Raw genomic sequence first — 26888 nt, 5'->3', positions numbered from 1 at the left:
GATTCAGCTTGCTAAGTAACAGGAACATTTAACTATGCGCAGTCATTATTGCGGTGATCTCAGAAAAGAGCATATCGGCGAAGACATTACTCTGACGGGGTGGGTTCACCGTCGTCGCGACCACGGCGGGGTTATCTTTCTGGATCTGCGCGACCGTGAGGGTCTTACCCAGGTGGTATTTGATCCTGATCGTGAAGAGAGTTTCACCCTGGCAGACAGCTGCCGTAGTGAGTATGTTGTTGAGGTCAAAGGTACCGTTCGTGGTCGGCCGGAAGGCACTGTTAACCCGGATATGCCTACCGGTGAGATTGAAGTTCTGGGTAAAGAACTGGTTATCCTCAACAAGTCAGAAACTCCACCTTTCCAGCTGGATGAGCATCAGCAGGTGGGTGAAGAGGTCCGTCTGCGTCATCGTTATATCGATCTGCGTCGTCCTGAAATGCAGGAGAAACTCCGTTTTCGCTCTAAAGTGACCAACGCTATCCGCAGTTATATGGATGAGCATGGATTTCTGGATATTGAAACCCCGATTCTGAACCGCGCAACGCCTGAAGGTGCCCGTGACTATCTGGTACCCAGCCGGGTTCATGAAGGGCATTTCTTTGCGCTGCCGCAATCGCCTCAGTTGTTTAAGCAGTTACTGATGGTGGCAGGCTTTGACCGTTATTATCAGGTTGCCAAGTGTTTCCGTGATGAGGATCTGCGGGCTGACCGTCAGCCAGAGTTTACCCAGATCGATATTGAAACCTCATTTATGAATGAGGAAGAGATCATGGGGATCACCGAGAAGATGATTCGCAAGCTGTTCCTTGAACTCAAAGGGATTGATCTGGGTGAGTTCCCACGGATGCCATACTCTGAAGCGATGCAGCGCTTCGGATCCGATAAGCCAGACCTGCGTTACCCAATGGAACTGGTCGATGTTGCCGATCTGATGGCCGAGATCGAGTTCAAGGTGTTTGCTGGTCCGGCGAAAGATCCGAAAGGTCGTGTCGCAGCGCTGAAAGTGCCCGGTGGTGCTCAGCTGACCCGTAAGATTATCGATGAATATACCCAGTTTGTTAGCATCTATGGCGCTAAAGGTCTGGCCTGGATTAAGGTCAACGAACTTGAAAAGGGTGTTGAAGGGTTGCAGTCTCCCATTGTGAAGTTCCTCGGTGCCGAGGTAGCAATGGCAATTATGGAACGTCTGGGTGCGGAGAACGGTGATATCGTGTTCTTCGGTGCCGATAAAGAGAAAATTGTTTCTGAAGCGCTGGGTGCTCTGCGGATTAAGGTCGGTGAAGATCTTGAGATGGCTCAGTGTGAGTGGGCGCCGCTGTGGGTGGTTGATTTCCCAATGTTTGAAGAAACCGATAACGGTGGTCTGACCGCATTGCATCATCCGTTTACTGCGCCTAGCTGCACGCCAGAAGAGCTTAAAGCGAATCCGCTTGAGGCGTTGTCCCGTGCTTACGATATGGTGCTGAACGGCTGTGAACTGGGTGGTGGTTCGATCCGTATCCATAATCAGGAGATGCAGGCGTCAGTCCTGGATATTCTGGGTATCTCAGATGAAGAAGCCGATGACAAGTTTGGCTTCCTGTTAAATGCATTGAAATACGGTGCGCCACCTCATGGTGGTCTGGCGTTTGGGCTTGACCGTCTGATCATGCTGATGACCGGAACCGATTCGATCCGTGAAGTGATCGCCTTCCCGAAAACCCAGAGCTCTGCCTGTATGATGACTCAGGCTCCGGGAGAGGTCAGTGCGGCTCAGTTACGTGAGCTGAATATCAAGCTGCGTAAGACCCCTTAAGTTATTTTGCAGTTATTGATCAAGCCGTGCTCTGCACGGCTTTTTTTATGGTGGAATCTGAGGTATTGTACTCTGTATAAATAAACAGTATTTTGAGTTGATAATCCAGCAATGTTGATTTTGGGAATAGATCCGGGATCCCGGATCACCGGATACGGTATTATCAATTCCGTTGGCGCGAAGAACGAATATATCGCCAGTGGCTGTATCAGGATAAAAGGGGATGACCTTTCTCAGCGTCTGAAGCAGGTTTACGCCGGGGTGACCGAGATTATAGAACACTACTGTCCCCAGGAGATGGCGATAGAGCAGGTGTTTATGGCGCGTAACCCCGATTCCGCGCTGAAGCTGGGGCAGGCCCGTGGCGTCGCTATCGTGGCGGGTGCCAATCAGGGACTTGAAGTAGCCGAATATGCTGCCAGAAAAGTTAAGCAGGCGGTTGTAGGTAATGGCTCTGCGGATAAGTCTCAGGTGCAACATATGGTTAAATCCATTCTCAGGCTGCCAGGTCTGCCGCAGGCGGATGCCGCAGATGCGCTGGCCATCGCTCTGTGTCACGCACATACCCGTAGCAGCCTGATTATGATGGCGGGGGCAAAGAGCAGTCGGGGAGGGCGGTTGCGGTGATAACGCCAGGCTGTGTGGCTATATTGTGGATGGCGGATTATTGGTTATTGTTGTCCGAGTAAAAAGAATATCAATGTAATCCCCGTGATTCACGGGCGAATCGGGAGTGTGAAGGGCCGTGATAGGACGACTGAGAGGCGAGTTGCTGGAAAAACATCCGCCGCAGCTGGTGATCGATGTAGCGGGTGTTGGCTATGAGGTTGATGCCTCAATGAACACCTTTTATCAGTTGCCGGAGGTTGGGCGACAGGTAACGCTCTATACCCATATGGTGGTGCGCGAAGATGCCCAGCTATTGTACGGTTTTTATGAACGTACTGAGCGTTCACTGTTCCGCACGCTGATAAAGGTCAACGGTGTGGGGCCCAAGCTGGCCCTGACCATCTTGTCGGGTATCAGTGTTAACGAGTTTGTTCAATCGGTGCAGCACCAGGATACCGCGGCGCTGGTACGTTTACCCGGAGTAGGTAAGAAGACCGCTGAAAGACTGATTATTGAGATGAAAGATAAGCTGCAGGATTTCCACTTCAGTGATCTCGATGAATTTACCCTGACCGATGGGCTGGGGCCGGTTGTCAGTGCGCCGTCAGGCGATAACCGTGCAGAAGCGGAAAGTGCGTTGGTGGCGCTGGGATATAAGCCAGTGCAGGCAACTAAGTCGATCGCTCAGGCTGAAAAGAGCAACCCGGGTGCATCCAGTGAAGAGCTGATTCGGGCGGCACTGAAAAGTATGGTACAGGGGTGATAACTCAATGATAACGACAGGGTGCAGTCTATGATCGAAGCGGACCGCTTTATATCTCCGGTTGTCAGTGCGCCTCAGGAGGAGGTGCAGGATCGTGCTATCCGGCCAAAATCGTTGCAGGACTATGTTGGTCAGCCGGTGGTTAAAGAGCAGATGGAGATCTTTATCGGTGCGGCCCGAAAGCGGCAGGAAGCCCTTGATCACACGCTTATCTTCGGTCCTCCCGGGCTGGGTAAAACCACGCTGGCTAATATTATTGCCAATGAGATGGGCTGCGATATTAAAACCACCTCTGGGCCGGTACTTGAAAAGGCCGGTGATCTGGCTGCAATGCTGACTAACCTTGAGCCAGGTGATGTGCTGTTTATCGATGAGATACACCGCCTGAGTGCTTCGGTGGAGGAGGTGCTCTATCCGGCGATGGAGGATTATCAGCTGGATATTATGATAGGAGAAGGGCCTGCGGCCCGCTCTATCAAGCTTGAGCTGCCACCGTTTACGCTGGTGGGGGCAACCACCCGTGCGGGCTTGCTGACCTCGCCATTACGGGATCGTTTTGGCATCGTGCAGCGGCTGGAGTTTTATAATATCGATGACCTTACCTCTATCGTTGAGCGCTCGGCAAGGTTGTCAGGAAGTGGTGTGGATCGCGAAGGCGCTATTGAGATAGCCCGTCGTTCCCGGGGGACTCCGCGAATTGCAAACCGGCTGTTACGCCGGGCCAGAGATTATGCGGAGGTGAAAGGCGATGGAAGAATTTCTCTGGAGATGGCAGACCTTGCATTGAATATGCTCAATGTTGATGAGCATGGTTTTGATCATATGGATCGACGGCTTCTGCTGGCGATGATAGAAAAATTTGGCGGTGGTCCGGTGGGGGTTGATAGCTTGGCGGCGGCCATCAGTGAAGAACGGGATACCATTGAAGATGTGCTGGAGCCCTATCTGATTCAGCAGGGGTTTATGATGCGTACACCGCGAGGCCGGGTGGTGACCGACAACGCTTATCGCCATTTTGGCCTTGATTTGCCTGACCGGGATCAATAGATAATTGATCAGCCAGTGATAACTGATTTATATCAAAGCAGAGTAATGGTTTAGGGGTTAACTTTTAAGTCGTGAACATAAAACAATAATGTTTAAGGCGCTAAAGTATGAACACTATGAAACTCTGTTGCCTGAATCAGTCGCAACTAAAAGGTCTCAAGCGAGAGTTGCAAATACTGCATGAGCAGTTACAGGCGGATCTGAAAGCGGAGCAGAGCGATCAGCAGGAAGAGCTTAGCCAGATAAGCTGTTCTGAAGTACATGATCGTTGTGAAGCGGCGGCAGCTACCGAACTCAATCAAACCAGCATATCGCATATCAAACAGCTCGAAGAGGAGATTCGCGAGTGTCAGAGTGCTTTGCAGCGGATAGAGAACGGTGGTTATGGATGCTGTGAAAAATGTGGCGAAGAGATCGAACTTAACCGTCTGATGGCTAACCCCGCAGCTGTTTTGTGTGTTGGCTGTCAGTCCAGAGATGAACTGCACCGGGTCCGGGACAGCGGGGCAGCTTTCTGAGTGGTTTTTCTGTTTGTTTTTGGCCGCCTGTTGAGGCGGCTTTTTTATGTCTGCAGCTTGCCCGGGTTGAACTTTTATCGCCTCCCGGCATCCAACCGTCGGCTGCTGTTCAGGTGCGGTTTATCAAACTCAGGATAAAGTACTGAATCAGGGTAAATATGTTTTTTTGTCAGAAAAAGAGCAGATTTTAAACGCTGATCTCGCTACTATCAGAGCCAGTTTTTCAGATTTCTACAGAAGGGGTTATAAACGTGCCGGATAAAATGTCGATCTGGAGTCTGGTAGCTAATGCCAGTTTTGTTGTCCAGTTGGTAATGTTACTGCTACTGCTGGCATCAGTGCTTTCCTGGGTTATGATTTTTCAGCGTCATTTTGTTTTGCGCCAGGCGCAGCGCAAGTTAAGGGCTTTTGAAGATCGCTTCTGGTCCGGGGTGGATCTCAGCCAGCTGTTTCGTGAAGTGAACTCCGATCCGGATAGCAGTAACGGTGCTGAGAATGTTTTCCGTGCAGGACTGAAAGAGTTCAGTCGGCTCAGTCAGCAGTCGGGCGCGGACCGGGATGCCATTATGGATGGGGCGCAACGCAGCATGCGTGTGGCGCTGGCCCGGGAGGAGGAAAAGCTTGAGATGCACCTGCCATTTCTGGCAACGGTGGGGTCAACCAGTCCCTATGTCGGTTTGTTTGGCACTGTTTGGGGCATAATGAACTCATTCCGGGGGCTGGCAAATGTCCATCAGGCGACGCTGGCTTCGGTTGCCCCGGGGATATCTGAAGCGCTGATTGCAACAGCTATCGGCCTGTTTGCCGCGATTCCCGCGGTTATTGCCTACAACCGTTTTTCAGCAAAAACCGAATCGCTGATGAACAGTTATGAAACCTTTGCCGATGAATTCTCCAGTGTATTACATCGCCGTGTGCACACCTCAAGCTGATCTGTAACAGGCTGGTATTATGATTCGCAGAGTGAAAAAAAGACGCAAGCTGAACGCTGAGATCAACGTTGTTCCCTATATTGATGTGATGATGGTGCTGTTGGTTATCTTTATGATTACCGCGCCCATGCTGACTCAGGGGGTTGATGTTCAGTTGCCAAAGGCTGGTTCCGATCCCGTTGATACCGAGGACAGTGAGCCGCTGATTGTGACTGTCGATAAAGAGGGACTTTATTACATTGATGTCGGCGGTGATCCGCTGAAAGCGGTCACGGGTGATGTTGTCGAGGAGCGGGTGAGTAAAGTTCTGAGTAACAATCCGAAGAAGTTGCTGCTGGTGAGAGGAGATAAGGGCGTCGATTACGATCATGTCATACAGCTGATGACGCTGTTGCAGCAGGCCGGTGCTGAAACGGTCGGACTGGTAACAGAGTAGTTTGATTGTGAATTTGAGAAGTTACCTGTTTCCCGCGCTATTGGCCCTGATTCTTCATTCAGTGATTCTCAGTGCGTTGTTTTATAGCTGGTTTGGTTATGCAGAGGATCAAAAACACCTGACGCCCCGGCATGTAAAGGCGCAGATGGTTGATCTTAAGTCCCAGCTGAAAGCTCATCAGCAGGATAAGCAGGCTGAGGCGCGGCGCAAAGAGGAGGCCCGTCGACAAGCTGAGCGTAAAGAGGAAGCCCGTAAAGAACAGGCCCGTAAAGAACAGGCCCGGAAGGAAGAAGCGCGTAAGAAAGCCGCGGAAGCAAAGAAGAAAGAGGCGCTGAAGCAGGCTGAAGCGAAGCGTCAGGCCGAGGAGAAGAGAAAGGCTGACGCGCGTAAGAAGGAAGCACTCAAACAGGAGGCTTTGAAAAAAGAGGCCGCCCGGAAGAAAGCTGAAGCGTTGAAGCAGCAGGCAGCAGAGGCTGCGAAGAAAAAGCAGCAGGAGGAGGCGCGGCGTAAAGCTGAAGCGCAAAAGGAAGCGCAGCGTAAACAGCAGGAACAGCAGCGTCTTGAGCGCGAACGGCAGGAGCAGAAGCGTCGTGAGGCCGAGCTGGCTGCCGCGATGGCCGCCGAAGAGCGTGAGATGCAGGCGCTGGCCGACCAGCAGGCAACTGCGGGTTATCTTGAATATATCGCCTCAGAAATTGAGAATAACTGGAGTCGTCCACCCAGTGCCCGTAACGGTATGAAGGTTATTTTGTCTCTTCATCTGCTGCCTACTGGCGAGGTGGATAATGTTTATGTGGTTCAGAGTAGTGGTGACAGCCATTTTGACGATAGTGCGATCCGCGCTGTTAAGCGGGTAGGGCGTTTCCCCGAACTGCAAAAAATGGACCCGGTCCTGTTTGACAGGAATTTTAGAAAGTTAAATCTTGAATATAAACCGTCAGATCTTCGCAGGTAATCAGTCATGCAGCGTACCTTATGTTTCCTATTTTTATTCTTTTTCAGTGTGCTGGCTCGGGCCGAACTGACGGTTGAAATTACTCAGGGGGTTGATGAGCCCACACCCGTTGCGGTGGTTCCATTTTCCTGGAGTGGCGTTCAGGCATTGCCTGAAGATGTCGCTAAGGTCGTTGGCGATGACCTGTACCGCAGCGGCATGTTCAAAATTATGCCGCGGGAAAATATGCTCAGTTTCCCCTCCGACCGAAGCTCACTCTATTTCCGCGACTGGCGGATCAGCGGCAGCGATTTTATTGTTATTGGCCGGATCAGCGAAGCGGAAGGTCAGCTAACGGTTGCTTTTGAACTCTACGATATCCTCAAAGAGGAGCGCATACTGGGTGAAGAGATCAAAGCAAACCGAACTAACCTGCGAGCAGTGGGGCACTATATCAGTGATAAGGTGTTTGAGGCGCTGACCGGAGTTCGTGGTGCGTTTTCGACCCGAATTGTTTATGTCACCGCTAAACAGCTGGCGCCATCGAAACATCGTTATCGCCTGATGCTGGCAGATTCTGATGGCCATAACCCCCGTACTATTCTTGAATCAAAAGAGCCGATTATGTCTCCGGCCTGGTCCCGTGATGGCAGTAAGCTGGCGTATGTCTCATTTGAATCGGGCCGGCCGGCGGTTTACATCCAGTATCTGGCTACCGGTAAGCGTGAGAAGGTCCAATCATTCCGGGGCTTGAATGGTGCACCGTCCTGGTCGCCGGATGGTCGTCAACTGGCGCTGGTGCTCTCTAAAGATGGTAATCCTGAGATCTATGTGCTGGATCTGCAGCAGCGACGTCTGACCCGCATAACTCACCACTTCGGCATCGATACCGAACCGTCCTGGTCACCGGATGGTCAATCGCTGATCTTTACTTCGGACCGCGGTGGTCAGCCACAGATCTATTCAATCTATCTGCCAACCCGTGATGTCACGCGACTGACATTTGAAGGGCAGTATAATGCCCGCGGACGTCTGACCCAGGATGGTCGTTTTCTGGCCATGGTGCATCAGAGTAATGGATCGTTTCATATTGCGGTGCAGGATCTGCGCACCGGCCGGGTAGATCTTCTGACTGAAACCTTTATGGATGAATCCCCCACGATTGCACCGAATGGCAGTATTATCCTGTATGCCACTCAGGAAGGTGTGCGGGGTGTATTGTCAGCGGTGTCGCTTGATGGTCGGGTGAAGTTCCGTTTGCCGTCATCGGATGGCGATGTCCGTGAACCGGCCTGGTCGCCCTTCCAGTAAGGTTTTTTGCAGGCTTTTTAGTGGCCAGTGACTGCACTGAGTGACAAGTTGACTGCACAAAGGTACAAAGTTAAATCAATTAGTTAGAAAAGTCGCTGGATTGCCTCGCGGCTCTTGCAATCATGCTTAGCAAGCTTTACTTTAGGCAGGATTGAGGTTTTATTCGCACATAATTGGCTAAAAATTAGGAGTGTTCGATGCGTGCTATGAATATTGGCAAAGCGACTGCTTTGGCGTTAACTGTCGTTTGGGCAGCAGGCTGTAGTACAACAAATACAACAGACACTGATACGATGGGCAGTGACACCACTGCTCCGGCGACTACGACTCAGGCTGTTTCTGATTCTTCTATGTCCGGTACTACTATGGCCGATGTGAAGAATCTGGCAACTGTGTTCTACTTTGATTTCGACCAGACTCAGGTTAAGCCTGAAGCGGTTGCAGCTCTGCGTGGTCACGCTAAATACCTGGCAGACAACCCATCTGCTTCTGTTGTTCTGGAAGGTCATGCTGATGAGCGTGGAACCCGTGAATACAACATGGCTCTGGGTGAGCGTCGTGCACAGGCTATCGCTCGTGTTCTGACCGTTAATGGTGTTTCCAGCAGCCAGATTGAACTGGTGAGCTTTGGTGAAGAAAAACCGGTGGTTATGGGTCATAACGAAAGTTCATGGGCTCAGAACCGTCGCGTAGAACTGAAATACTAATCACCTGTCAGGTTGTTAGTTTCAATGCGCAAAGCATATAGTTTGACTGCCGCACTGGTGCTATGCAGCACCGGTGCTTTAGCGGCAGATCCTGTTCAGGTGATTGAGTTGCAGGTCGATGATGGGACTACAAACCGGTCATCGGTTAATAGGCCTGCGGGCCAGTTTGTCGGTAACGGCAGTAACGATACAGTAATGTTGTTACAGCAGTTACAGGATGAGGTCCGCTCCCTTCGGGGGATGGTTGAGCAGCAGCAATATCAGATTCGTCAGATGGAGCAGCAGCAACGGGATCGTTATCGCGATCTTGATCGGCGAATTGTCGCGCTTCAGGGGTCGGGTTCCACCCGGCAGCCTGTCGACGGCTCTGATCAGCCTTCTGCAGCTGTAGCGCCGATGCCTTTACCCGCAGGGGATAGTACGCCTACGGATGCACAGGCCTATCAGCAGGCTTTTGGGTTGGTGCGACAAAAGGATTTTCCAGCGGCACTGGATGCCTTCGATAAGTTTATCGAGCTGTATCCGGACAGTGCGAGATTGCCTAATGCCTACTACTGGGTGGGTGAGGTGAATCTGGCGGAGCAAAAGCTGGAACCAGCTAAAGCCGCATTTGAGAAAGTCCTGCAAACGTTTCCCGAGCACAGAAAAGCGGCAGATGCCTCATACAAGCTTGGTGTGATCTATCATCAGATGGGTGATCAGACTAAAGCAAATGATATGTTTAATGACACTATCTCACGTTATCCTGACAGTTCTGCCGCCGGTCTGGCGCGCGATTACCTGAAAAGATAACGACTGAAACTCCTTAAGGTTGTGTAATGAGTACTCCCTCCAACAATGCTGTTGTATTGTTATCCGGTGGTCTTGATTCGGCTACTGCGCTGGCGATGGCGGTTGAGCGTGGTTTTAACTGCTATGTATTGAGCTTTGATTATGGCCAGCGGTCACAAACGGAGTTGCTGGCAGCTAAAAAAATTACCCGGGATCTGGATGTAAAAGAGCACCGGGTGGTGCGGCTTCATCTTGAGGACTTTGGGGGATCTGCGCTGACCGATAATAGCATTGATGTTCCCGACCATGAGGAAGAGGGCATCCCGGTCACCTATGTGCCTGCACGCAACACCGTTTTTATGTCGCTGGCGCTGGCCTGGGCAGAGGTGCTTCATGCGCAGCATATCTTTATTGGGGTTAACGCTGTCGACTACTCAGGATATCCCGATTGCCGGCCAGAATATATCGCTGCTTTTGAGCAGATGGCCAATCTGGCGACTAAAACCGGCGTGGAGGGGGAACGGCTGACGATTGAGACCCCGCTGATCGATCTGACTAAGGCTGAGATTATCAGAGAGGGTACCCGTCTGGGGGTTAACTATGGTTTGACTGTTTCCTGTTACCAGGCGGATGATGATGGTCGGGCCTGTGGTGTATGTGACAGTTGTCGATTGCGGGCTAAAGGGTTTGAGGATGCGGGTGTGGCCGATCCAACCCGTTATATTACTGCCTGAGGTTTCTGTTATCGTCTGCAGATGGGGCGGTCACCGATGCAAGTATCTTAAACAGGGAGCCGCAAGGCTCCTTTTTCGTTACTTTTGCCTGAGGGAGGCAGAGAATTAGCATTTTCTGCATTGCAGTGGTGGTATAATATTTATAGGTTTAAAATCCGTTACTGTTTAATTACCTAATTAAGAATATTTGTAAATGTTGAATAAACAAGAGCTTTCAGACCGTATTCTGGTTCAGGAACACTTTGCTAAAGAGCATCTTCCCGGTGCACTTGATCTGCAAAAGCAGGAAGAATACAAGAGCCGTATCAGGCAGCTTCTTATCGAGAAGGATGCCTGCCTTGTGGCGCACTACTACACCGATGAAGTACTTCAGCAACTGGCTGATGAGACCGGTGGTTGTGTCTCTGACTCTCTTGAAATGGCGCGTTTTGGTAACAACCATCCTGCCAAAACCCTGATTGTTGCAGGCGTTAAGTTCATGGGCGAGACGGCGAAGATTCTGAATCCTGAAAAACGGGTATTGATGCCAACGCTTGAAGCAACCTGTTCACTGGATATCGGTTGTCCGGCGGATGAGTTTACCGCCTTTTGTGATGCGCATCCCGACCATGAAGTGGTGGTTTACGCGAATACCTCGGCCGCCGTTAAGGCACGCGCTGACTGGGTGGTTACCTCTGGTATCGCACTGAAAGTTGTTGAGCATCTTGCGGATCAGGGTAAGAAGATTATCTGGGCTCCGGATAAGCATCTGGGCGAATATGTGCAGAAGCAAACCGGTATCGAGATGCTGATGTGGGATGCTGCCTGTATCGTCCATGAGGAGTTTAAGGCACAGCGTTTGCTGGATCTTAAAAAAGTCTATCCTGAAGCGGCAGTGCTGGTGCATCCAGAGTCTCCGGATCCGGTGGTAGAGCTGGCCGATGTGGTAGGGTCCACTACTCAGATTATCAATGCTGCCCGTGATCTGCCGAATAAGCAGTTTATTGTTGCTACTGACAGAGCAATATTTTACAAGATGCGTCAGGCAGCGCCGGATAAAGAGTTTATTGAAGCGCCTACCGGCGGATCAGGTGCAGCCTGTCGAAGCTGTGCGCATTGTCCCTGGATGGCGATGAACGGTCTGGAGAATGTGCTTCAGGCGCTGGAGCAGGGCAGTGATGAAATTTTTGTCGATGAGTCGCTGATTGATGATGCCCGGCGACCCCTTCAGCGGATGCTGGATTTCTCTGCACAAAACGGTTGAGTTGCTGCACAACTAAAAAAGCCTGCTCAATTGAGCAGGCTTTTTTGTATTCCGGATAAAGCGATTTGTCATCGTGCAGCTTAAGCCGGACGTTTATCAACCATAAAAATACCATAGCCGGTTGCCACCAGCTTGTCACCCACATGTACGTCGGTACGCATTTTGACCCGACGGCGCTTCGTATCTATCTCTTCAACTGTACCGGTTGCTTTAGCCGTATCGCCAATATACACCGGTGCTTTGAACTGGATCGACTGGTCGATATAGATCGCGCCAGGTCCGGGCAGCCGGGTGCCAGCCACCGTTGAGATCAGTGCTGCTGAGAACATACCGTGAACAATACGGTTTTTGAATTGAGTGGTGGCTGCGTATTCGCTGTTGATGTGAATAGGGTTGTTGTCACCGGAAATGCCTGCAAACATATACACATCGGCCTCGGAGATCGTCTTGGCATAGGACGCGCTCATCCCCACTTCCAGATCTTCCAGGTAGTAACCGTGCAGTTCATCCATTAGTAATTCCTCTCTGTATCGCCATGGCCTGCTGGCCATGGCTGCTTTTCGGGTGGTCGCATAAGCGCCGGGCTGATGCGTGATAATTGTTTACCTGAATAGGCATAAACCCTAACCTAGTCTGGTTGCTGTTTCAATGAAGTATTCGGACAGACACTTAGTAAAACAGGTTTTTGTTGCAGTGCGAAGGCATTCCTTATCGACCCGGCTCTGCAATGCCCTGAAATGGTTGGATTAAAGTGAGAGCAGTCAGAAAGTGGCGCAACTTTATCGCCACAATTACCGCCACAAATAGTGGCCATCGGTACTGTCTGACTATTGCAGTTTAAGCCGGGCTATGGAGAATGGAACCCCTTTGCACAGCGGACAGGCTAACCCGGTTATGGTAACAAAAGTATTACTGACACTGTTGGTGATTGTGGTGGCATATATCTATCTCAGGCGCCGGGTAAACGCCAGTCAGTCGAAGCCCCGGTCTGTGACAGTCACACCTAAAGCGGGGGATGCTCCGATCAGAATGATTGCCGTGCTGTTTCTGCTAATCTCGTTCAGCCTTACCGTGGGATTCTTCGTATACCGCTGGATCGATGGCAATCAGTTGCTCAGGATAACGCTGACCTCGCCGCAAAGCCCTGAGCCGGTCTATTATCAGGTGCACAAATCGGAGCTGCAGGAGCGGAGTTTCACTACCACCGACGGTCAGATAATCCGCATCGGTACTCAGGACCGGTTGGTGATTGAGTCGATCCCTGACTGATTCCGTTTTCGCAGATGCTTTTAAAGTGCAAATCGCTATAATGGCAGCTGCAGCAGCTTACACCTGAATATTGCCAGTTTTGTTCCCCCTTTTTCTGAATCAGACACGCATCGCCGCCGGGTTATCAATATTAAGCTGCGATGATCAGTGTTACAGGGATTTTTTATGTTCCAGCGTACCAGTCTTCATAGCCATAAAACACTACCATCAAGTATCAACAGCGATGGTGCTCACCGACAGCTGGCCAGTTCAGGTTATCAGTTGCCGTTGTGCTGGTTGATGCTGTTTCATGAGAGCGATCTGCAGCAACAGAAAGTGTATAGCCATGAAGGCGAGCAAACCTGCGAATACACCACACTGATCTGTACTAAAGCGGATGCGCTGCAACGCTATCAGCATGCTGCTGAGCGATTTAAAGGCTTGCTGAGAAACCGCTGCGACAGCTATTTTGACTACTGGCAACAGTATCTGGAATATAACGCCGAGGAGTATCTGCACCTTGATGCGACCGCGTTGTGGATGACCGGTGAAGAGCAGGCCTATATTGATAACCTGCGTCTCAGTCTCAGTGGTATCAGTTGGGTCGGCTCAGATAGCTGTCGCTGGCAGCGAAGCCGGTTGGAGTCGCTGCCATTTCTGGGGCGGAAGTTTGACCCCCTTGAGGGGGCACTAAAACATGAAGGGGTACGTCATCTGCTGATCCAGAGCGGGGTGCTGGATGCCGATGGGGGTATCTTTATCGATAAATCGGTGCTGCAGGGAAAAATCTGATCAAGCAGCGGCGTCATAACGCCTGATGAATGATTTCCTGGCGGGTTGAATTAAATCAGTATGATAACGAACGGCTTACAAGGGGATGGTATGAAGCAGATCGAAACTGGACGAACGGACTCATTATGAATATTACTGTTGTTTTACTCTCCCTGTGCCAGGCGTTACTGACCACTGGTAATGTACTGCTTATCTCGGTTAATGCTCTGATAGGCCAGCAGCTGGCGCCTTCTCCGGAGCTGATTACCGTTCCGGTAGCGATGCAGTTTGTCGGTCTGATGTGTGCGACGATCCCAGCCTCGCTGGTGATGGCACGGATAGGCAGAAAAAATGGCTTTTATCTGGGAAACAGTGTCGGTATCAGCGGTGCCCTGTGCTGTATCCTGGCCTTGCAACAGGGGGCTTTTTCGCTGTTCTGTTTCGGTACTTTTTTGCTGGGGATCGGTATAGGCTTTGGTACTCTGTACCGCTTCGCTGCGATTGAAGCCTGCCCAGATGCTCAGAAAAGCCGGGCTATCTCACTGGTGATGGCGGGTGGGGTGTTGGCGGCCGTTCTGGGTCCTAATCTGGCGATCAGTAGCCGCAGCTGGGTGGATGACGGTGTTTTTACTGGCGCCTTTATCGGCCTGTTACTGCTATATATTACCGCCCTGGTGTTGCTCTCTTTCGTGCGTATGCCGGGGCAGGGAGAGGCACTACAGACGCAGCAGAGTAGTCGGCCAGTGTTTCAAATTATGTTACAGCCAGTATTTATTGTCGCTGTGACAATCGGCATGGTGAGCTATGCAGTCATGAATCTGATTATGACAGTAACGCCCGTGGCGATGGCGCGCTGTGGTTTTGATTTCAATACCTCGGCCTGGGTGATTGAGTGGCATGTGCTGGGGATGTTTTTACCCTCATTTATCACTCCCCGACTGATCGGACGCCTGGGCTTGTTGCCGGTGATGTTGCTCGGTGTGGTGCTGATGTTACTCTGCATCGCGCTGAACCTGCACGGAGTCAGTCAGTGGCATTTCTGGGCGGCCCTGGCGCTGTTGGGTGTTGGCTGGAATTTTATGTTTATCGGTGCCACTCAACTGGTGACCTCGGCCTATCTGCCAACTGAAAAAGCCAAGAGTCAGGCAGCCAATGAATTTTTGGTGTTTGGCATGGTGACACTGTCTGCATTCAGTTCAGGCTGGCTTGAATCGACTCTGGGATGGCAGATGTTAAATACCCTGATGATTCCGGTGTTACTCTGGGTCATGCTGGTGGTGTTTGTCTATCGCAAGCCGGTTGGGCGACATCTGGCGACACTATAAAACCGGCCGGGCCTCGCTGGTTAAAGCCGGCTCAGTAAAAAAAAGGGCCACAGACGCTCGCCTGTGGCCCAACATATGTTGATGAATACATGTTGATGAGTTTACTTTACGTTACTGGGGAATCCCCACTATTGAAACGGTCTTCTTTTCAATAAGTTTATAGCAACAACTCTCCCTGACTTGCCAGCACAGGCTAACGGACTAACCTGCTGCATTACTTTCCAAAGGGTGCTTCATTAGCAGGGAGTTTCAGTATTGGTCCGGATTCTGAATCCGTCAAGAAAATTTCTGCATATTCGGGCAGATCGGTTTGTGGGGCTTGTGTCCGTCAGCAAAGTGTAGTGCAATGCACCCCATAACGGATGTTGGATAAAGTCGATGAAAAGTTACCTCTTTACAACTGATACGGATCGCGGTGGCGTGATGCTGTGCGAAATTGATGACTTTGATACGGCGGTTGAATATCTTTGCAACCGCTTTGATGGAGTTGTGAAAATCGAGTCCTCCGAACAGGTATGGCAGCTACCAGAAGCAGATAAACCGGCCTCAGAGGCTGTTGAGACGGAACCTCAGTCAGACCTGTCTGCAGTTGCTACAGCGCCCCAGCCGGTCGTCAGTGAGTCCGCTGATCTGTTTGGCTGAGTGTTACCGCCGCTTCATCCTCATCCCCGCATGAGGTATTCTTATAGTCCGTAAAATCAATGGATTACACAGGGCGGGCTGAATGTTTCAGATCTACCATTCCAATAAGCTTGATCTGCAAAAGGATCTGTTGGTCCAGCTGATTAGCCGACACCCGCTACACGATCCCTTTCAACCGGAAACGATTCTGGTACAAAGCCCGGGCATGGCGCAATGGCTCAAACTGGAGCTGGCTGAAACCCTGCAGATCGCCGCGAATATCGACTTCCCATTGCCAGCCAGTTTTCTCTGGAGCAGTTTTACGGCTGTGCTGGATAATGTTCCAACCCGTTCTGCGTTTAATAAAGAGGCGCTCACCTGGGGGTTGATGGAGCTGCTGCCCCAGCAACTGAGTCTGCCGGAGTTTGCCCCCTTGCAGCGTTATCTGGACCAGGATGTGGGCCAGTATAAGCTGTATCAGCTTTGCGGCAAGATTGCCGATATTTTTGACCAGTATCTGGTATACCGGCCGGAGTGGATTGCCAGTTGGGAAGCGGGCGATGATCTGCCGGAAATCAGCCGGTCTCAACCCTGGCAACCGATCCTCTGGCGTACCCTGCAGCAACATATTCTCGGGCTTGGTTTATCCCACTGGCACCGCGGCAATATGTTTAACGGTTTTGTCGCAGCGCTGAACGCTGGCCGGTTTGATCTTTCTCAGCTACCGGCCCGCTTGTTTGTCTTTGGTATCTCAGCGCTGCCGCAAAATTTCGTCGAAGCGTTACAGGCGCTGGGGCAGCGGATCGATGTGCATCTGATGGTATGCAACCCCTGCCGATATTACTGGGGGGATATTGTCGATCCAAAATACCTCGCCCGGATCAATCAGCGCTGGTTAGCCAAGCCAGGTATGAGTGTTGAAAGCCTGACAGAGAACTATCACTCTCATGGTAATCCGTTGCTGGCATCGATGGGGAAGCTGGGGCGGGATTATCTGCATCAGATACAGGATCTGGGGGCTCCCGAGATCGAACTGTTTGAAGACAATCACCGCTTATCCCTGCTGCAATCGGTGCAGCAGGATATTCTCGAACTGGATGACCCCTCATCTGCAGGAGTACTGGAAGCTGAGCAGAAAAGGCTGCTGCCAGGTGCCGACCGGTCGCTTCAGTTACACAGTACTCACAGCCCACTGCGGGAGGTTGAGGTGCTCTATGATCAGCTGTTGGCGATGCTGGATGAGCAAAGCGATCTGTCCCCCCGGGATATTATTATCATGATGCCCGATGTGGCGGCTTATGCGCCCTATATTGAGGCGGTGTTTGGTAATGCCCCAACTGATCGTTATATCCCTTTCTCTATCTCAGACCGTACCCTGCAGCAGGAGAGTCCGCTGCTGCAGAGTTTTCTGCGTTTGCTGGGGCTGCCGGAAAGCCGGGTAACGGTGTCAGAGGTTCTGGAGATTCTTGAGGTACCTGCCGTATTGCGACAGTTCAGTCTGGACGGTGACCGTTTTGAACGTATCTGTCGCTGGATCGAAGCCTGTCAGATCCGCTGGGGGATCGATGCCCAGCAACGGGTTAATCAGGGGTTGCCTGAATTTGAACAGAACAGCTGGCGCTTTGGTCTGCGTCGCATGCTGGCCGGGTTCGCCATGGGCCAGAGTGATAGCCTGTGGCATGGTATAGACCCCTATGCCGAAATTGAGGGGCTGGAGGCTGAGGATCTGGGACAACTGGCGGAGTTTGTCGAACTGCTCGAAAGCTGTTGTGACCGGTTGCAGCAGGAGAAGCCGGTGTCCGCTTGGTTTGAGGTGATCAATGATATTCTGCTGCGGGCCTATCAGCCGGACGAGCAGGATGAAATTCTGCTCAGCCAGATCCGTCAGGTGTTGGAGCAGCTACAGCAGCAACTCAGCGATAGCCATTATCAGCAGCCGCTCAGCTGGGCAATTATACGGGACTATCTGACCGTTGAACTGGGTAACAGCCGCGCTGGCCAGCGCTTTATGGTTGGTGCGGTTAATTTTTGTACCCTGATGCCGATGCGGTCAATTCCATTCCGGGTAGTCTGTTTACTGGGGATGAATGATGGCGTATATCCCCGCACCATCCCCCCGATGGGGTTCGACCTGATGGCGGAACACCCCCGCCGGGGTGACCGCTCCCGCAGGGATGACGACCGCTATCTGTTTCTGGAAGCCCTGTTGTCCGCCCGGCAGACCCTGTATATCAGCTATGTCGGGCGCAGTGTGCAGGACAATAGCCCGAAAGTGCCCTCGGTGCTGGTGAGCGAACTGATCGAATACTGTCAGCAAAACTATCGCTTCGAGACCGGCGAGCTGAAACAGCAGTTGCTGACAGAGCATCCGTTGCAACCCTTCAGCTCACACTATTTTACTTCGCAATCGACACTGTTCAGTTATGCTGATGAGTGGTTGCCACTGTTGCGCCGGCAGGGTAATACAGAACAGAGCTTCATCGCCCGGCCACTGGCTGCCGAACCCCTGGAGGAACTCGAACTGGCAGACCTGCTCGCGTTCGCCCGCAATCCGGTCAGGCACTTCTTCCAGCGACGTCTGAAAGTTTTTTTCAATAGCTCTTCGGTTGAGTTGCAGGATGAAGAGCCATTCCAGCTTGATGGTCTGACCCTCTATCAGTTGAAACAGCGCTTGCTGGATGCCGCTATCAATGAGCAGCAGAGTCAATATTTTGAACGGATCAGCGCGTCCGGACTGTTGCCGGTGGGTATTGCGGCTGAGTTGCAAACCCGAAAACTGCGCCAGGACTGCCAGGAGATGGCGGATAAAATCCGGCCCCATATCGATCAGCCCGGTCGGATTGAGTGCCAGCTGGATATCGCTGGTGTCGCACTGAATGGCTGGCTAACGGCAGTGCACTCAGGCGGTCTGGTGCGTTACCGGGCGGCGAACGCCAAGGGGCGCGATATCGTGCAGTTATGGCTTGAGCATCTGGTGTTATCGGCCAGCGGCTATCCGCTGCAATCATACTTTTTCGGACTTAATGGTCGCCACTGGTTTGATCCTCTTGATCAGGGGAACGCACTGGATTATCTGCAGGAGTGGCTGAACGCCTATCGTCAGGGGTTTTGTGAGCCTTTGCCACTGCCCGCGGATACTTCCTGGATACTGGAGTCGAAGCGTCTGGAAAAGGATGAGGAGCGCGCTGTGATGGAAGCGCAGAAGTGTTTCAATATCGACCCTTATACGCAGATGGGGGAATCCCGTGACCTCTATATTAACCGGGTCTACCCCGATTACAGCGCACTGGGGCCCCGTTTTGTGGCGCTGGCAGAGTTACTCTACCAGCCAGTAGCACAGGCTTTACAGCAGGGTGACAGGGAGGCTGATGATGAGTGAGGTGACGATTCTTGATCCTATCCGCTTCCCGCTGTCGGGGCGGCGTCTCATCGAGGCCAGCGCGGGTACCGGTAAAACCTATACCATTACCGCGCTATATCTGCGCTTACTGCTGGGCAGTGATGAGGCAGAATCGGCGCTGCGGGTTGATCAGATCCTGGTGGTAACTTTTACCGAAGCGGCAACTGAGGAGTTACGGGACCGGATTCGCAGCCGTATCCAGGAGGCTTATCTGGTGTTCCGCGGCGCAGAAACCCGCGATCCTTTTTTACAGCAGTTGGCTGAGCAGCAGAGCGATCTGCAGCGTTCCGCCCGGTTGCTAGAGTATGCCAGCCGACAGATGGATGAAGCGGCTATCTTTACCATCCATGGTTTTTGTCAGCGGATGCTGCGCCAGCATGCATTTGAGAGTGGCAGTCTGTTTGAAACTGAACTGATCACCGACACCGGCCCATTGTTGCGCCAGGCACTGCTGGATTGCTGGCGTGAGCTGATCTACCCCGCAGATAATGAACTGAGTGAAGCGATTCAGCAGCTCTGGCCCGGGCCGGATAAACTGCAGGGCGAGCTCCGGCCGCTGTTAGGACGGCCGGAACTGCAACTGATCCCCGTGCTTGATACCGCTAACCTGCAGCAGCAATGGCAGCAAAGTCAGCGCTGGCTAGCGGATTTCCGTCAGCAGTGGCTGGACCATCTGGAACGTGCTGATGTCGATCTGGCGGAGCTGATTCAGGCCTCCGGGGTTAATAAAAACAGCTATCGCAAAGCCTCAGTGCCCAACTGGCTTGATGCGATCTATAGCTATGCCCGCGGCGAAACCCGCAATGTGCCGGAAACCGAGATCAGTAAGTTTTGTCAATCGCGTCTGGCGGAAAAAACAGCGGCGGGTAAAGCGGTCCCTGAACACCCTCTGTTCGCCCTGTGTGACGCGTTTTTTGAACACCGTCTGCCGCTGCGAGAGCTACTGCTAACCTTTATCCGGCAACAGATAGAGACCCGGTTTCATAAGCTCAAGCAGGATTACCGGCTGCTCTCATTTGACGATCTGCTGAGTCAGCTGGATGCCGCTTTACAGCAGGACCATAGCGGTCTGTTGGCGGCCGCGATCAGCAAACAGTTTCCGGTAGCGATGATCGATGAGTTTCAGGATACCGATCTGCTGCAGTACCGTATTTTCAGCACGCTCTATCCGCCGGGCCCGGACAATGGCTTGTTTATGATTGGTGATCCTAAACAGGCGATCTATGGTTTCCGCGGGGCTGATATTTTCACCTATATTAAAGCACGCAGAGAAGTGGCAGATCACTACACACTGGAGACCAACTGGCGTTCATCCAAAGCGATGATCGCCTCGGTCAATCAGCTGTTCAGCCACTGTGATTCCCCCTTTATCTATAACGATGATATCCCCTTTCTGCCGGTTAAAGAGGCGGGCAGGGCGGATAAAACCCCTTTCACTCTCCATGGCCGACAACCGGCGGCGTTGCAGTTCTGGTATTCCGGCGAAGCCTTTGTCTCCAGGCAGGACTATCTGCAACAGATGGCGCAAGGCTGTGCCTGCGATGTTGATGATAAATTGCGGGCCGCCGCAGAGGGGGCTGCACTGATTGGGGATCAACCTCTGCAAGCCCGCGATATCGCTATTCTGGTGCGTAACCGGGGTGAGGCGTCGGCGGTTATGGAGGCGTTGTCAGACCGGGGTATCAACAGTGTCTATCTGAGTGGCCGGGACAGTGTATTCAGCAGCCGTGAAGCGTTTGATCTGCTACTGCTGTTACAAGCGGTGGCAGAACCACAGGATGAGAGCTGTTTACGCGCTGCGCTGGCGACTTCGTTGCTCAACTATCCGGCCAGTTGGCTGGACCAGTTAAGTACCGATGAACAGCAGTGGGAGCAACTGATCGACGAGTTCAGCGATTACCGTGACAAGTGGTTGCAACTGGGTGTGTTGCCGATGTTGCGGCGCCTGATGCGTCAGCGTCAACTGGCTGAAACCCTGCAGCAGCAACCTCAGGGAGAGCGCCGTCTGACCGATCTTCTGCATCTGGGGGAGATTCTGCAGCGGGCGAGTATGGAGCAGGAAGGTATCGCGGCATTGTTGCGCTGGTACAGTGATCAGTTGAGCAACCCCAACGGTGAAAGTGAGGAGCAGCGGCTGCGACTGGAAAGTGATTCGGGGCTGGTGACAGTGATTACGGTGCACAAAAGTAAGGGGTTGGAATACCCGCTGGTCTATCTGCCCTTTGCCTGCACCTTTAAGAAAGCCCGTGAGCCTCTGTTCCATGATCAGAATGATCGCCTCTGTTTCAATCTGCAGCCAAAAGACCCGGATAGCCTGGCGCTGGCGGATAAGGAGAGGCTGGCTGAAGATCTGCGGTTACTCTATGTCGCCCTGACCCGTTCGGTGTATGGCTGCTATATCGGACTGGCCAGTATTGCTGATGGACAGTCCCGCAAAAGTGGTTTGCACCGCACGGCGCTGGGGTATCTGTTACTCAGGGGGGCGGATAACGATAATGATCTGCAGGAACGGTTGCAACAGCTCTGTAATGATAAGCAGATCAGTGTTGCTACGCCTCCGGATGGTGAGCAGCAGCGGGGACTGTTCGATCTGCCCGAGGCGCCTGTACCTCATTGTGAGGCGCGCCGTTTTTCACGTCGTCTCAAACGGGACTGGCGGATCTCCAGTTACTCCGCGCTGGTGAGTCATCATAGCAGTGCACCGCCGCTGCCCGGACTGGATCTGGAGGTGATCGATGAGAAAAATGTTCCCGAAGCTGAGCCGGTTGAAGCGGTTGATGATATTTTCAGTTTTCCCAAAGGCGCGCAGGCGGGTACCTTCCTGCACGAGCTGTTTGAATCGATCGATTTTACCGACCACCGCAACGGTTTAGAGGCACTGCTGGAACAGAAGTGCCAGATAGCCGGGTATGAGCAGCGCTGGATACCGGTGTTACAACAGTTGCTGGATGATGTGCTCTACACACCACTGGCAGATAGCGATCTGAATAGTGATCAGCCTGCGCCCCGGCTGGCCGATATTGGCAACCGCCAGCGGCTGGTGGAGATGGAGTTTATGCTGCCCAGCAAAGGTCTGGATGCGGTCCGGCTGAATCAGATTATCCGGGAGTATGATCCACTCTCCCGCCAGGCGGGCGCTTTAGCATTTGAAACCCTTCAGGGGATGCTGAAAGGCTTTATCGATCTGGTCTTTGAATATCAGGGGCGCTATTACATTCTTGATTATAAATCCAACCATCTGGGAAACCGGCCAGAACTGTACAGTGGTCAGGCATTGGGCAGCGCGATGATCGATCACCGTTACGATCTGCAATACCAGCTCTATACGCTGGCGCTGCACCGCCTGTTGCAAAGCCGCAAACCCGACTACCGTTACGAGCAGCATTTTGGCGGGGTGTTTTATCTGTTTTTGCGGGGTATGCGAGCGGGAACTCCCGACAGTGGCGTATTTCATTGTCGTCCAGCGGTTGAGCTGGTGGAACAGTTGGACCGGTTGTTCAGGGAGGGCCTGTGATGGCGTTGTTACAGCAGTTACGTCAGTTACAGTTAATCAGACCGCTGGATCTTCAGTTTGGGCGTTTCATCCGGGATGAAGAACGGCAGGATAATCCTGACAGTCATAGTAGTGAACAGCTGGCGCTGCTGGCTGTTCTGGTCAGTCTTCAATTAGGGCGGGGCGAAGTCTGTCTGCCTCTGGATAACTGTGCCACGCTGACAGAGAGCTGGCCGGTTTCCTTAAGGGAGCACGCCAAAGGGCTGTTAGGGGATTTGTCGGCAGAACATTTACTGTCGTTTGCGGTGATCTCCGATGGTCAGAATGAAACGCCACTGGTGTACAACAACGGTCGTCTCTATCTGTATCGCTACTGGCACTATGAGACCCAGGTGGCCAGACGGATTCAAACACTGACGCAGCCGGTTACTTTCGACCGCGTTGCAATCGATACCATCAGCACCGCTTTGCAGCGATTGTTCAATGCCTCCGCGGCGGGTGAGACCGACTGGCAGCAGGTTGCCGTTGCTGTAGCGCTGAGCCGTCGATTCAGTGTTATCAGCGGTGGCCCTGGAACCGGCAAAACGACAACGGTAGCGCGTTTACTCTGTCTCTATGCAGAGCTATTCAGTGCCCGGCAGGGGCGTGCTCCCCTGATTCGCCTGGCGGCACCCACCGGAAAAGCCGCGGCGCGGCTGAGTGAGTCTCTTGGGCGTGCCCAGCAGGGGTTACCTGTCACTGAGGCGGTGCGGGCGATGCTCCCGGATCAGGCGGTTACGCTGCATCGCCTGCTGGGGTCGCGGCCTGACAGTAAAAATTTCCGTCATAACCGGGACAACCCGTTGCATCTTGATCTGCTGGTGGTGGATGAGGCGTCAATGATCGATCTGCCGATGATCTATCGTCTGCTGGATGCGCTGCCTGAGCACGCTCAACTGGTTATGATCGGTGACCGGGATCAGTTGGCATCGGTCGAGGCGGGCAGTGTGCTGGGAGATATCTGTGCCTGGCAACAGCAGGAGGGGTCTAGTGAGCTCTGCTACAGCCCGGTGCAACTGAGCTATCTGCAACAGGTGTGCTCGCTCTCCACGCCTCCCTCCGCTGCGGGAAACAATCCGGTTGCCGATGCGCTGGCGCTGCTGCGAAAAAGTTATCGTTTTGATGAACACAGCGGTATTGGTCAGCTAGCCCGGGCCGTTAACCGCGGAGAAGCAGAGGCGGCGGTCCGTTTGTTCAGTGAAAACTGGCAGGATATCGGCTTTGTACCTCTGTCTGAAGATGGTTATCAGCAGATGGTGGCTGAGGTTGCCAGTGGCTACTCCGATTATCTGAAACGAATGCAGGGTGGTGAACCGCCGCAGCAACTGCTGCAAGCGTTTAATCAGATCCAGTTGCTGGCGGTGGTGCGTCAGGGAGTATACGGTGTGGAGGGGCTCAACCAGGCGATAGAAGCGCAACTGCAGCGACAGAACCTGATCAGCGTGACGGGAGCCTGGTACGCTGGGCGTCCGGTGATGATCAGCCGTAATGACTATCAACTGGGGCTGTATAATGGTGATATTGGTATTACCGTTGCAGACCCGGATGGCAAACTCAGAGTCTGGTTTGAGCTGCCTGATGGGTCGATGAAGGGGGTACTTCCCGGACGCTTACCCAAGCATGAGACGGTATATGCTATGACCGTACATAAGAGTCAGGGGTCAGAGTTCGAAACGGTGGTAATGATACTGCCTGCGGAGGAAACGCCGTTATTAACCCGCGAGCTGATCTATACGGGTATTACCAGGGCTAAAGCGAAGTTTGTGTTACATGCGACAACGGACGCGCTGATGAAGGGAAGTCACCGGCGGACAGAGAGAGCCAGCGGTTTAAGCTGGCGTCTTTGGCGGTCCCCCGGGACTTACGGGTGCTAGTTTCAGGCCTTGGCTTCCTGCTCATCAACGAACGCTGCAAACTCGGTAAAACCACCGATATGCTCCTGGCCATGAAAGATCTGTGGGACGGTATCAACCGGTTTGCCGACAGTTTTTTCCAGATCCTGCTTGGTGATACCCTCTTCGTGGATATCGATGTAGCGGTGATCCAGATTTTTCATTTCACATAGTTGTTTCGCACGGGTACAAAAGCCACAGCCTTTACGGCCAAATATAGTAATTCGTTGCATATCCTGCTCTCCTTAAATCTGTTTGAATGTATTTGAACAGTTTACCAAGTGCAACACCAATTGCCTTTTTTAATGTTTTAGATAGACAGAGGTTATCGTTGGAGCAATCTTGGTTTAAAATGATAGATACAACGAGATGAACGGGTAACACTGTGCCAGAAAATATTCCGATCCACCGGCTTAAAGATATGCCGGTATTTGGTGGATTGCGTGAAGATATCGTTAAGCTGATCCTTGAAGGTAGTCATTACGTTGAGCGTGAGGCAGGCGAACCGTTTTTTCTTGAGGGTGAACGGGGGGATTCCTCGTTTATTGTCGAGTCTGGTAGTGCGGCCCTGTTCAAGGTAAGCAGCTCAGGTGAACAGTATAAGATCCGCGCTTTTTTACCGGGTGAGTGCTTTGGTGCCATGGCCCTGCTGGGGGTTTATCCCCGCAGCGGTATAGTGAAGGCGATGGAACCCTGTCGTGCAGTAGAGATTAAGGCGGATCAACTGTTTTCAGTCTATCAGGCCGATCCGGAACAGTATGTTCTGATATTCATGAATATGGCGCGGGACCTCAGCCGGCGTCTCAGGGATACCGATGATCAGTTAGTCGAGTGCCTCGAAGAGCGATTGCAGAGCGGCTTGAAGACGATCCCTTAGACGCTTCAGCTTAGCTTTATACAAATTTAGCTTCATACCGGTTTAGCTTTAAATAAAAAAGGGTGGCCTGAAGCCACCCTTTTTTGATCCTGATCCTGTTATCGCTGAATCATTATAACCCCGCAGTTAACGGGGTTGTAAAATAGCTGTTACCAGGTGTCATGCCGCTTCCGGCGTTTTGGCAGATAAGGGATCATCAGCCCCAACAGTAAACCACCAAACGCAACCAGTCCGCCATAGGTGAACCAGCGCATCAGATTGCTTTCATCCATACCGTTGATGGTTCTGTTAAGACCGACAATCTCCTCTTCCAGGGCGGACACTTTGCCGGCATTTCCGGCATTCTCACCCGCAAGTGTCTGGTTTTGTTGCTTCAGTGCCGCAATCTCTTCAGCCTGAGCGGCCAGATCGGCTTCGTTCTGTTTCAGTTGTTCCTGCAACTTGGGAAAACGGTCTGCAAGGCTGGTACCCGATGAGATTTTATCCGCAGGCATCCAGCCCACCTTGCCGCTGGGTGTTTTAATCTGAATAAAATCGGTTTTCTCGTTGCGGCTTAACACTGTTACCGGGGTACCGCTGCGGATCCTGCCGGTAATCCGGTATTCTGTTCCCGGCCCTCCGTGATAGAAGGTATAGACGTCGTCACTGATATAGTTAGCAGCGTGAGACGATGTTGTCAGTGCCATCGCGAAAAGTCCCGCGACCAATGTTTTCTTCGGGAGTCGGTTTAACGAATTCATGTTCTTCCTGTTTGTATAGACGTTCAGCTTTCCCCCCCCTAAAACCGAAACCTGGTTTTCAGGTAAAGCTGGACAGGGTAGACCTGCAAGCGAAAGATAAGTTCAGCGAATTGTAGTAATAATTTAACATTATACAATCAATATGATGCTATTTAAGCCCTGTTTTTTATAGGGAAATAATTTTCAAAGGTAGTGGTATAATCTGGCCCGAATTAATGGGTTGTCATCAGACCCGTATTTAGGAGTTATTAAAGTGTCATTTATTCGTTGGTTTCTGGGCAGAATTATCCTGCTGTTGAACTTCATTTTCAGTCCCCGTCCGTTTAAACGAGCACCAGAGGAGCAGCGTGCACTTGACCTGCGCACAACTAACCTCTCCCTCTATCAGTACGAAGCATGCCCTTTCTGCGTTAAAGTGCGTCGTTCACTACGTCGTAATAGCCTCAACATTGAGTTGCGTGATGCTAAAAATGTTGAGCAGTATCGCAATGAGCTACTTGAGGGGGGCGGTAAGTTAAAAGTGCCCTGTCTGAGAATTGATGAAGGTGAAGGCAACGTCAGCTGGATGTACGAGTCCTCAGATATAATCCACTATCTCGAACAGACTTATCTCGAGTCAAACCAACAAAAAGCAGCTTAGCTGCTTTTTTTTATCCCTGGAGTCTGGTGTCTCTGTGAA

The 26888-nt window shown here is 52.1% G+C and carries 25 protein-coding genes; 22 read left to right on the top strand and 3 right to left on the bottom strand.

All coding sequences use genetic code 11. The annotated features are described in order from the left end of the window. Nucleotides 1–34 precede the first annotated feature (34 nt). The 13 genes from aspS to nadA all read left to right on the top strand — a co-directional run bounded on the left by aspS (nt 35) and on the right by nadA (nt 11803). Nucleotides 35–1798, top strand: a complete 1764-nt coding sequence (gene aspS / locus BMY09_RS06995; protein WP_091355831.1) for an aspartate--tRNA ligase — start codon at nt 35–37, stop codon at nt 1796–1798. 111 nt (nt 1799–1909) lie between these two features. Further along, entirely contained in the window at nt 1910–2425 is a 516-nt protein-coding gene (gene ruvC, locus BMY09_RS06990) for a crossover junction endodeoxyribonuclease RuvC (RefSeq protein ID WP_091355829.1), read from the top strand. Nucleotides 2426–2543: 118 nt separating this feature from the next. Then, the gene (gene ruvA / locus BMY09_RS06985; RefSeq protein ID WP_091355827.1) at nt 2544–3170 is read left to right on the top strand and encodes a Holliday junction branch migration protein RuvA; all 627 of its coding nucleotides are present in this window, start codon (nt 2544–2546) and stop codon (nt 3168–3170) included. A gap of 30 nt (nt 3171–3200) precedes the next feature. Continuing rightward, on the top strand, nt 3201–4217 hold the full coding sequence (gene ruvB / locus BMY09_RS06980) for a Holliday junction branch migration DNA helicase RuvB (RefSeq protein ID WP_091355824.1): 1017 nt from the start codon (nt 3201–3203) through the stop codon (nt 4215–4217). A 107-nt stretch (nt 4218–4324) separates the two neighbouring features. After that, nucleotides 4325–4735, top strand: coding sequence for a TraR/DksA family transcriptional regulator (locus tag BMY09_RS06975; RefSeq protein WP_091355822.1), 411 nt, complete (start codon nt 4325–4327; stop codon nt 4733–4735). 251 nt (nt 4736–4986) lie between these two features. Then, nucleotides 4987–5667, top strand: a complete 681-nt coding sequence (tolQ, locus tag BMY09_RS06970; RefSeq protein ID WP_245756519.1) for a protein TolQ — start codon at nt 4987–4989, stop codon at nt 5665–5667. Nucleotides 5668–5686: 19 nt separating this feature from the next. Then, on the top strand, nt 5687–6103 hold the full coding sequence (gene tolR, locus BMY09_RS06965; protein ID WP_091355817.1) for a protein TolR: 417 nt from the start codon (nt 5687–5689) through the stop codon (nt 6101–6103). A 7-nt stretch (nt 6104–6110) separates the two neighbouring features. Further along, nucleotides 6111–7058, top strand: coding sequence for a cell envelope integrity protein TolA (gene tolA, locus BMY09_RS06960; protein ID WP_139203145.1), 948 nt, complete (start codon nt 6111–6113; stop codon nt 7056–7058). Nucleotides 7059–7064: 6 nt separating this feature from the next. Beyond that, nucleotides 7065–8348, top strand: coding sequence for a Tol-Pal system beta propeller repeat protein TolB (tolB, locus tag BMY09_RS06955; protein ID WP_091355812.1), 1284 nt, complete (start codon nt 7065–7067; stop codon nt 8346–8348). 197 nt (nt 8349–8545) lie between these two features. Next, nucleotides 8546–9055, top strand: a complete 510-nt coding sequence (gene pal, locus BMY09_RS06950; RefSeq protein ID WP_091355810.1) for a peptidoglycan-associated lipoprotein Pal — start codon at nt 8546–8548, stop codon at nt 9053–9055. A 24-nt stretch (nt 9056–9079) separates the two neighbouring features. Further along, nucleotides 9080–9847, top strand: coding sequence for a tol-pal system protein YbgF (gene ybgF, locus BMY09_RS06945; protein ID WP_091355808.1), 768 nt, complete (start codon nt 9080–9082; stop codon nt 9845–9847). A gap of 26 nt (nt 9848–9873) precedes the next feature. Beyond that, nucleotides 9874–10560, top strand: coding sequence for a 7-cyano-7-deazaguanine synthase QueC (gene queC / locus BMY09_RS06940; RefSeq protein WP_091355806.1), 687 nt, complete (start codon nt 9874–9876; stop codon nt 10558–10560). Between the two features lie 193 nt (nt 10561–10753). Then, on the top strand, nt 10754–11803 hold the full coding sequence (gene nadA / locus BMY09_RS06935) for a quinolinate synthase NadA (RefSeq protein WP_091355803.1): 1050 nt from the start codon (nt 10754–10756) through the stop codon (nt 11801–11803). Between the two features lie 80 nt (nt 11804–11883). On the opposite strand, the gene BMY09_RS06930 is transcribed toward nadA, so the two are convergent. Continuing rightward, the gene (locus BMY09_RS06930) at nt 11884–12315 is read right to left on the bottom strand and encodes a MaoC family dehydratase (protein ID WP_091355800.1); all 432 of its coding nucleotides are present in this window, start codon (nt 12313–12315) and stop codon (nt 11884–11886) included. A gap of 382 nt (nt 12316–12697) precedes the next feature. Here BMY09_RS06930 and BMY09_RS06925 point away from each other — a divergent pair, with 382 nt between their 5' ends. The 7 genes from BMY09_RS06925 (at nt 12698) to recD (ending at nt 24574) form a co-directional block, all read left to right on the top strand. Beyond that, nucleotides 12698–13072, top strand: a complete 375-nt coding sequence (locus tag BMY09_RS06925; protein ID WP_139203144.1) for a hypothetical protein — start codon at nt 12698–12700, stop codon at nt 13070–13072. Between the two features lie 165 nt (nt 13073–13237). Continuing rightward, nucleotides 13238–13843 (top strand): hypothetical protein, encoded by a 606-nt coding sequence (locus BMY09_RS06920; RefSeq protein WP_091355795.1) that lies wholly within the window; start codon nt 13238–13240, stop codon nt 13841–13843. A gap of 125 nt (nt 13844–13968) precedes the next feature. Then, on the top strand, nt 13969–15147 hold the full coding sequence (locus BMY09_RS06915; RefSeq protein ID WP_091355792.1) for an MFS transporter: 1179 nt from the start codon (nt 13969–13971) through the stop codon (nt 15145–15147). A gap of 378 nt (nt 15148–15525) precedes the next feature. After that, nucleotides 15526–15789: a hypothetical protein gene (locus tag BMY09_RS06910; protein WP_091355789.1), complete on the top strand. Its 264-nt coding sequence runs from the start codon at nt 15526–15528 to the stop codon at nt 15787–15789. A gap of 82 nt (nt 15790–15871) precedes the next feature. Further along, nucleotides 15872–19147, top strand: coding sequence for an exodeoxyribonuclease V subunit gamma (gene recC / locus BMY09_RS06905; RefSeq protein ID WP_091355786.1), 3276 nt, complete (start codon nt 15872–15874; stop codon nt 19145–19147). Next, nucleotides 19137–22682: an exodeoxyribonuclease V subunit beta gene (gene recB / locus BMY09_RS06900; protein ID WP_245756518.1), complete on the top strand. Its 3546-nt coding sequence runs from the start codon at nt 19137–19139 to the stop codon at nt 22680–22682. The genes recC and recB overlap by 11 nt, the downstream gene beginning before the upstream one ends. Further along, nucleotides 22682–24574: an exodeoxyribonuclease V subunit alpha gene (recD, locus tag BMY09_RS06895; RefSeq protein WP_175483460.1), complete on the top strand. Its 1893-nt coding sequence runs from the start codon at nt 22682–22684 to the stop codon at nt 24572–24574. The genes recB and recD overlap by 1 nt, the downstream gene beginning before the upstream one ends. Nucleotides 24575–24576: 2 nt before the next feature. Here the strand turns inward: recD and BMY09_RS06890 are convergent, their stop codons facing one another. Continuing rightward, nucleotides 24577–24825 (bottom strand): GrxA family glutaredoxin, encoded by a 249-nt coding sequence (locus tag BMY09_RS06890; protein ID WP_091355779.1) that lies wholly within the window; start codon nt 24823–24825, stop codon nt 24577–24579. A gap of 152 nt (nt 24826–24977) precedes the next feature. Here BMY09_RS06890 and BMY09_RS06885 point away from each other — a divergent pair, with 152 nt between their 5' ends. Next, the gene (locus BMY09_RS06885) at nt 24978–25469 is read left to right on the top strand and encodes a Crp/Fnr family transcriptional regulator (protein WP_139203143.1); all 492 of its coding nucleotides are present in this window, start codon (nt 24978–24980) and stop codon (nt 25467–25469) included. A gap of 149 nt (nt 25470–25618) precedes the next feature. Here the strand turns inward: BMY09_RS06885 and BMY09_RS06880 are convergent, their stop codons facing one another. Beyond that, nucleotides 25619–26209: a TIGR04211 family SH3 domain-containing protein gene (locus BMY09_RS06880; RefSeq protein ID WP_091355775.1), complete on the bottom strand. Its 591-nt coding sequence runs from the start codon at nt 26207–26209 to the stop codon at nt 25619–25621. Nucleotides 26210–26462: 253 nt separating this feature from the next. On the opposite strand from BMY09_RS06880, the gene BMY09_RS06875 reads away from it, so the two are divergent. Further along, nucleotides 26463–26849 carry a glutathione S-transferase N-terminal domain-containing protein gene (locus tag BMY09_RS06875; RefSeq protein WP_091355774.1) on the top strand — a complete coding sequence of 129 codons (387 nt, stop codon included), beginning with the start codon at nt 26463–26465 and terminating at the stop codon, nt 26847–26849. Nucleotides 26850–26888: the final 39 nt, after the last annotated feature.

The organism is Amphritea atlantica (genome assembly GCF_900111095.1).
GTDB lineage: Bacteria > Pseudomonadota > Gammaproteobacteria > Pseudomonadales > Balneatricaceae > Amphritea > Amphritea atlantica.
The sequence above is the reverse complement of the archived record's forward strand: the minus strand, read 5'-3'. Positions and strand labels throughout refer to the sequence as shown.

Coding starts and splice junctions, on each gene's coding strand:
- aspS (WP_091355831.1), top strand. CDS start 35: ATGCGCAGTCATTATTGCGGTGATCTCAGAAAAGAGCATATCGGCGAA.
- ruvC (WP_091355829.1), top strand. CDS start 1,910: ATGTTGATTTTGGGAATAGATCCGGGATCCCGGATCACCGGATACGGT.
- ruvB (WP_091355824.1), top strand. CDS start 3,201: ATGATCGAAGCGGACCGCTTTATATCTCCGGTTGTCAGTGCGCCTCAG.
- BMY09_RS06975 (WP_091355822.1), top strand. CDS start 4,325: ATGAACACTATGAAACTCTGTTGCCTGAATCAGTCGCAACTAAAAGGT.
- tolR (WP_091355817.1), top strand. CDS start 5,687: ATGATTCGCAGAGTGAAAAAAAGACGCAAGCTGAACGCTGAGATCAAC.
- tolB (WP_091355812.1), top strand. CDS start 7,065: ATGCAGCGTACCTTATGTTTCCTATTTTTATTCTTTTTCAGTGTGCTG.
- pal (WP_091355810.1), top strand. CDS start 8,546: ATGCGTGCTATGAATATTGGCAAAGCGACTGCTTTGGCGTTAACTGTC.
- ybgF (WP_091355808.1), top strand. CDS start 9,080: ATGCGCAAAGCATATAGTTTGACTGCCGCACTGGTGCTATGCAGCACC.
- queC (WP_091355806.1), top strand. CDS start 9,874: ATGAGTACTCCCTCCAACAATGCTGTTGTATTGTTATCCGGTGGTCTT.
- nadA (WP_091355803.1), top strand. CDS start 10,754: ATGTTGAATAAACAAGAGCTTTCAGACCGTATTCTGGTTCAGGAACAC.
- BMY09_RS06930 (WP_091355800.1), bottom strand. CDS start 12,315: ATGGATGAACTGCACGGTTACTACCTGGAAGATCTGGAAGTGGGGATG.
- BMY09_RS06925 (WP_139203144.1), top strand. CDS start 12,698: ATGGTAACAAAAGTATTACTGACACTGTTGGTGATTGTGGTGGCATAT.
- BMY09_RS06920 (WP_091355795.1), top strand. CDS start 13,238: ATGTTCCAGCGTACCAGTCTTCATAGCCATAAAACACTACCATCAAGT.
- BMY09_RS06915 (WP_091355792.1), top strand. CDS start 13,969: ATGAATATTACTGTTGTTTTACTCTCCCTGTGCCAGGCGTTACTGACC.
- BMY09_RS06910 (WP_091355789.1), top strand. CDS start 15,526: ATGAAAAGTTACCTCTTTACAACTGATACGGATCGCGGTGGCGTGATG.
- recC (WP_091355786.1), top strand. CDS start 15,872: ATGTTTCAGATCTACCATTCCAATAAGCTTGATCTGCAAAAGGATCTG.
- recB (WP_245756518.1), top strand. CDS start 19,137: ATGATGAGTGAGGTGACGATTCTTGATCCTATCCGCTTCCCGCTGTCG.
- recD (WP_175483460.1), top strand. CDS start 22,682: ATGGCGTTGTTACAGCAGTTACGTCAGTTACAGTTAATCAGACCGCTG.
- BMY09_RS06890 (WP_091355779.1), bottom strand. CDS start 24,825: ATGCAACGAATTACTATATTTGGCCGTAAAGGCTGTGGCTTTTGTACC.
- BMY09_RS06880 (WP_091355775.1), bottom strand. CDS start 26,209: ATGAATTCGTTAAACCGACTCCCGAAGAAAACATTGGTCGCGGGACTT.